Source organism: Hymenobacter roseosalivarius DSM 11622 (assembly GCF_900176135.1).
GTDB classification, from domain to species: Bacteria; Bacteroidota; Bacteroidia; order Cytophagales; family Hymenobacteraceae; genus Hymenobacter; species Hymenobacter roseosalivarius.
In genome coordinates this window covers 1-6,026 of the sequence record NZ_FWWW01000022.1, presented here as the reverse complement: position 1 = coordinate 6,026, position 6,026 = coordinate 1, and the positions used below count along the sequence as shown (strand labels likewise).

Sequence of the window (6,026 nt, the reverse complement as noted above, 5' to 3'; positions counted from 1 at the left end):
GCAAAAAAGGAGAATTTGGTATATTTACAATACTAATAACAAAGATGATATAGGTGAATATCTGGGCCAACCCAGTTGGTATAGCAAAGAGGGCTATGTTGCTCCTTTAGCTGTCGAAGAAGAATTAAGCAAGATGGGGCCTAAGGTTTCTCGTCATAAGATACATTATCAGCATATCATCTTGTTTGAGGTAAAGCCCAACCTATGAGTTCGGTAACTACATAATTTATTTTGTAATGAAGCTGTTTAGGAAGTCGAGAGAACGTCATGCTGAGCTTGTCGAAGCATCTCTGCCGCTTCATTAGGACTGTTCAACGAAGCGGCAGAGATGCTTCGACAAGCTCAGCATGACGTTTTGGAGGGTTCTGGATGACTTCCTAAACAGCTTCAGAATATGTAATAGTTATTGACCCCAAGTCTATTAAAAGTTTGGATGTATTTGTGAGTAGCTATGTATTTTCTCAACCACTATTCATTACGCACGTAGGTGTTGCTTTCGCAAATAACTTCATCCTATTGCATAAGCACATACAGGCGCGGTAATAGTGAATAGTTACTTATGATAGCACTTACTCCTGTTAGCATTAAAAATACAATAATCTAGCATCTTATTATAACAATATATATAATTTTTATCCTCTCAGTTGCTATTTCTACGGGATCCTGTTGTATCTTTTAATTATATATTATAATTTTAATACCATGAATCAAAAGTTTCCTATAAACTGGGATACTATCAAAGTAGTGATTTTTGACATAGATGGTACGTTATATACTCAGTCCCGTCTACGCAAAAAGATGGCTTATGCCTTGCTAAGCCACTATTCAGTGCGTCCATGGCGCTTACAGGATATACTGATTCTGCGACATTTCCGGGCGGAGCGCGAGAAGCGTACAGGCCACGCTGGTTACGATTTAGAGAACGCGCAATACATATGGTGTGCTGAAAAGGGAAATTATCTTATCGATCGGGTGAAAAAAGTAGTGGATCAATGGATGTTCACTTTTCCCAATCAATATCTGGCGACCTGCACCTATCCGGGTACGAAAAGCTTTTTTAACAAGCTTCGGAGCGTGGACATTAAGATTGCAATCTATTCCGACTATAAAGCCCATGATAAGCTCAAAGCAATGGATTTGGAGGCGGATATGATTGTCAGTTCAACCGATCCTGAGATAGATAGGTTAAAGCCAGACCCGAAGGGCCTACTATATATTGCGAACAAGCTTGAAGTGTCGCCCCAAGAATGTTTGTTCATCGGCGACCGGCAGGAACTGGACGGTGAATGTGCCATAAATGCTAATATGCCTTATTTAATAGTAGACAAAAAGCCCTTCAGTTCCTTCGATTTTTATAAACAACTCGAGAATACCCTCACTCCTGTCCTCACCGCCTTAGAGCCTGTTAAAAATTAGCATTGGCTAATGCTTCCGACCCCGAAACAAGCCAAAAACGACATATTTGTGGTTGGGTCAGCACAGGGTTGAAGCCTTGAAAGCGCCTAAAACGGTGTTTTTGAATGTCGAAAACATAGAGTTCGCCTAATTTTTAACAGGCTCTAAGCACACCCTCATGAATAATACTTTATTTATGCCGCAGGATGAAAATGTTGCACAAATGCAAGTTAGCATTCCCGCTGGCCTGAAGGATTACATTGCAATAGCCCGCCCAGACAACTGGGCTAAAAACGTCTTCATGGTGCCGGGGATGCTATTTGCAATTATTGTGTATGATACTTCTTTTACTCCGGACATACTACTTAAAGTTATAATGGGAGTAGTCAGTACTTGCCTGATAGCCTCCGCCAACTACGTTATCAACGAATATCTTGATGCTGAATTTGACAAATTTCACCCTTTAAAGAAGAAGCGCACATCCGTCTTGCGGGTAGTAAATCCCGTCATAGTATATTCCGAATGGCTTTTATTAGCCGTAGTCGGATTGACGTTGGGGTCTTTTATTTCTCTGCAATTCGTAATAGTCTCTGCCTTTCTGCTTTTTATGGGCGTTATGTACAATGTACGACCATTTCGCACAAAGGAGCGGGTGTATCTGGACGTACTATCAGAATCAGTTAATAACCCTATTCGATTAGTATTGGGGTGGTTTATTTTTGCCCCTGCCTTAGCGCTTAGCGCTCTAAGTGCTACTTCCTTTTTCGAAGTATTGCCCCCCACAAGTATAATTACTGCCTACTGGATGGGTGGTGCTTACCTAATGGCGACGAAGCGATTTGCTGAGTACCGCCTAATAAATAATCCAGAATTAGCTGGTTTATATCGTAAATCCTTTAAATTTTATACAGAACACAGTTTACTTATTTCGATGTTTTTTTACGCTCTTACCTCCGCTTTTTTTCTGGGAATTTTCTTGGTTAAAAATAGGGTAGAGCTACTCGTGAGCTTTCCATTTTTTGCTTTACTGTTTTCCTGGTACTTGAGAATCGGCTTATTAAAAGACTCGCCCGTTCAAGGCTCCGAGAAGCTTTATACCCGCAAGTGGTTTATGCTCTATGTATTACTGTTTTGTATCCTGCTTACGGGTTTGATGTTCTTGGATATTCCTTGGTTACACCAGCTTTTACAGGATCATTACAACCTCAACAACCGATAGATACCCTTCTCCGGTTTAGCCTTGCCTGATGTCGCGTATTCATTTAGAGCCTGTTAAAAATTAGGCGAACTCTATGTTTTCGACATTCAAAAACACCGTTTTAGGCGCTTTCAAGGCTTCAACCCTGTGCTGACCCAACCACAAATATGTCGTTTTTGGCTTGTTTCGGGGTCGGAAGCATTAGCCAATGCTAATTTTTAACAGGCTCTTAGTAGAGTAAACCTTTATTTTAAATCATAAAAACACCTAAAATACAAAAAACCTCACTAGCCGCATAAATCATGAATAAGTACAGAATAAATGCCGTGTCTTTGGTTAAAGAATATTACAAGCCTGCAATAGTATATACTGCGTGGTTTGGATTAGTGCTCTTTCTTATGCCTCGGCAAAGCCATTTTTTGGATATGCCTACTTTCGCTCGATGGGCGGTGTATAGCTTTGAATGCGGGCTGGGCAATATTTATCAGTTGGAAGAAGTAAACTATCTTCCTTTCTATCCTTATCTTCTTCATCTCTATGGTCAGTTAGCCGGGAGCGTTGCGGTTATATATAGTAAGATTTATTGGCTAAAAGCCATAACCTTACTTTTTGATTTTATTGGTGCTATAGTTGCCGTGTCTTTTGTGCAAGGCACCAAAAAACAATTTGCTCTCTCGTTCTGGTTGTTACTAAATATTGCTTATCTGTATAATACCCTGATTTGGGGACAAGTTGATAGTATTTATACATGCTTTACTTTTATTGCCGCGGCCCTGGCCTTGCGCAAACAGCCAATTGGGAGCTTAGTATTCTACGTATTGGCTTTAAATACCAAAACTCAGGCTATTGTTTTTTTACCCGTTCTGCTGTTGCTATGGCTACCGCTGTGGCTACAATCAGCCAGAGTATTACCACTAGCTTTACTAGCGGCCGTAGGGCTGCAATTTGTTCTATTGATTCCGTTTATATGGCTTGGAGAGCAAAATTATTTGATGACAATGTTGAGTAATCATACAAGTACTCTCTTTTATTTTGATGTTATATCCTGGGATTCCTATAACTTCTGGCATTTACTTGCTGAAAATCACCCGGCAACGCACAGAAACGATATGCTGATGGTTGCTGGGCTTACCTACAGAAGCTGGGGGTTGCTTTTGTTTTGTTTGTCCTCGGCCGTGGTATTATTGCCTTTATTCATACTTACGGTGCGTAATCTGTTTTTTCGTGTTCAAGCGTTGCGCGTTGAGCCTTCCTTGGTATTTCTGACCTGCGCTCTGGTTACTATTTGTCTGTGTTATTTCAAAACCGAAATGCATAGCCGGTATTGGCATCCCGCCATCTTATTTCTGGCAGCCTATGGCTTTGTTAGTAAAAGGTATGCGTTGCTTTTTATTTGCTCGGTAGCGTACACGCTTAACTTAGAAGCGGCCATGCAGTTTCTAAGGAAAGATTTGAATATCTTTTTGGAATGGAACCCGCAGTTTAATTCCAGGTTTATAGCCAGCATCTATACATTGCTGCTGGTGCTGGCAGTCCGGGAGTTATATAGCCAATTTAACTTCAAAGAATATCTGCCGCGGCGAGTTTAGCAGACGTGCGCAATAAAGATATTTGAGCTTAAACGTTAATCGGCACAGCCGAGCGACTGCGCGGAAATAGTATTATTATGCAAAATTATTGCCTATCATTAGAATTTAACATATTAATTAAATCAAACAGTTGCCTTGATCTTCCATTAAACTGGAATTCGCAACCAACTATCGATTATAGCGGTTTCGCATCTGGTGTACCCCTATCAGTTGGGTTGTAGGTGGTAGCCACAGTGGCCAAACCAGTTCTGCGCATCGCACTGGTAATCCAGTCCACGGCCGCCACGAGGGCCTCTTCCAGCGCCTGCCGGGTGCGGGCCTGGGCCGTGCGCAAGCCCGTCTTGAGCTTGCTCCAGGCCTGCTCGACGGGCGTCAGGTCCGGGGACTAAGGCGGCAGAAACAGCCCTTCCACGCCCCGCTCCGCTAGCCACTCGACTACGCCGTCGAGCTTGTGCACGGCCAGGTTATCCAGGACCAGTACGTCCCCCGCTCGTAGCGTGGGAGCCAAACAGTGGGTCACGTAGAAAGCAAAGCTGCGCTGGTTCAACGCCCCGTGGAGCAGTTGCACGGCCCCCAACCCGTTCACCGACAAGGCCCCAATCAGCGTCAGCGAGCGGCCCCGCGTCAGCGGGACGGCCTCCCCCACGCGCTGGCCGCCCACCGCCCGCCCGTAGCGCCGGCAGTAGTCCAGGCGCAGGCCCGTCTCATCCAGAAAGTGGAAGCGGGCCACATCCGGGCGCGCACAGACCGTGGCCGCATGCCGGGTCCGCGCTTCGAGGACGCGGGGCGTGGCGCGTTCAGTGGCGTGTCGGCTTTTTTTTACGCCGCAGCGCGTGTTCGTCCAGTACCCGCCAGAGGCAGGTCTGCCCCACGCGCCGGCCGCTGTGCGCCTGCCAGGCCTGATTCAGCTCGGCCAGCGTCGCGTCCGCGTGCTGGCCCACATAGGCCACCAGCCAGGCCTGGTCCTCGGCCGACAGGGCGCGGGCAGGGCCACCGTTGACGGGCTTGGCCGCTAGCGCGCCGGTGTGCCGCTCGCGCCGCAACAGCTTTTTGCTAAAGGACACGCTCACGCCGAAGCGCTGCGCGACCTGTGCTTGGCGGGAGCCGGCCGCATGGCAGGCGGCGGCCACGCGGGTACGTAAATCCAGGGAGTAGGCTTGCATTCCTGGCCTTGGTTAAAAGTTTGGTCCAAAGGTTAAGCGGATTGCCTCCCAGGACGGCACTCACACTTCCAAACAGTGCTTTCAGAGGTCATTAGGGCAGATTTGTTCACTGAAACGACACTATAACTGTATAACCCCGCCGACTGCTTGGTATTGAGCACATGGGATGGAAAACAGGCCAATTCGGCACAGAAAACTTGTTCAGCAATCAAAGTATAATCAACCCGTCTACCGCGACGGGAAACCTGTACTTTTACTCTGAAAATGGTCACCTGACGCTGCTAAATGCTTGGTTTTATCGCGGGAACGCTTTACCAATCCTATGATAGTGAGGCTATTGATAAGCTCGCCAATTAACCTTTGGACCAAACTTTTAACCAAGGCCTACCCGGGCTTTCGGCAGGTGGGCGAAAAAAGCTCCAGCAACTTCTGGCTGTTGGTGCAGCATGCCGACGCTCACCCTGACTTCCAGCGCCGTGCGCTCCAGCTGATGCTACCGGAACTAAACGACTATGGACTTACAGTCCATAGGTTTGATGGCGAATGAAATTCGGCGGTTTCGGCTAAAGCCGACTGAAAGAAACCACTGAAAGTGGGCTACTCCAGAATGAAATTCTCTTCCCCGTTGGGCTGGTCTTTGTGGTGATTTAAATACGCCTCTATTAGGCCTTCTTATAGCAG

At 46.1% G+C, this 6,026-nt stretch carries 7 protein-coding genes and 1 pseudogene; 4 read left to right on the top strand and 4 right to left on the bottom strand.

All coding sequences use genetic code 11. The features are described from left to right. From B9A24_RS22535 to B9A24_RS00930, 4 genes are all read left to right on the top strand, one after another. The coding region (locus tag B9A24_RS22535) for a hypothetical protein (RefSeq protein ID WP_234996888.1) at positions 1 to 208 on the top strand (208 nt) is incomplete at its 5' end. Positions 209 to 702: 494 nt separating this feature from the next. Further along, a complete protein-coding gene (locus tag B9A24_RS00940; protein ID WP_084443259.1) occupies positions 703 to 1,416 on the top strand; it encodes an HAD family hydrolase in 714 nt (237 codons plus the stop codon). Between the two features lie 157 nt (positions 1,417 to 1,573). Next, complete coding sequence (locus B9A24_RS00935) at positions 1,574 to 2,614, top strand: UbiA family prenyltransferase (protein ID WP_234996886.1); 1,041 nt, start codon at positions 1,574 to 1,576, stop codon at positions 2,612 to 2,614. A gap of 281 nt (positions 2,615 to 2,895) precedes the next feature. Continuing rightward, positions 2,896 to 4,182 (top strand): hypothetical protein, encoded by a 1,287-nt coding sequence (locus tag B9A24_RS00930; protein ID WP_084443258.1) that lies wholly within the window; start codon positions 2,896 to 2,898, stop codon positions 4,180 to 4,182. A gap of 175 nt (positions 4,183 to 4,357) precedes the next feature. On the opposite strand, the gene B9A24_RS21910 is transcribed toward B9A24_RS00930, so the two are convergent. The 4 genes and pseudogenes from B9A24_RS21910 to B9A24_RS23340 all read right to left on the bottom strand — a co-directional run. Beyond that, positions 4,358 to 4,516, bottom strand: a complete 159-nt coding sequence (locus B9A24_RS21910) for a hypothetical protein (RefSeq protein WP_159451900.1) — start codon at positions 4,514 to 4,516, stop codon at positions 4,358 to 4,360. A 51-nt stretch (positions 4,517 to 4,567) separates the two neighbouring features. Next, complete coding sequence (locus B9A24_RS00925; protein WP_159451899.1) at positions 4,568 to 4,912, bottom strand: transposase; 345 nt, start codon at positions 4,910 to 4,912, stop codon at positions 4,568 to 4,570. 67 nt (positions 4,913 to 4,979) lie between these two features. After that, positions 4,980 to 5,345, bottom strand: a complete 366-nt coding sequence (locus B9A24_RS00920) for a hypothetical protein (protein WP_234996884.1) — start codon at positions 5,343 to 5,345, stop codon at positions 4,980 to 4,982. Between the two features lie 597 nt (positions 5,346 to 5,942). Next, positions 5,943 to 6,011 (bottom strand): annotated as a pseudogene (locus tag B9A24_RS23340) (IS200/IS605 family transposase); the annotation flags it as partial. Positions 6,012 to 6,026 lie beyond the last annotated feature (15 nt).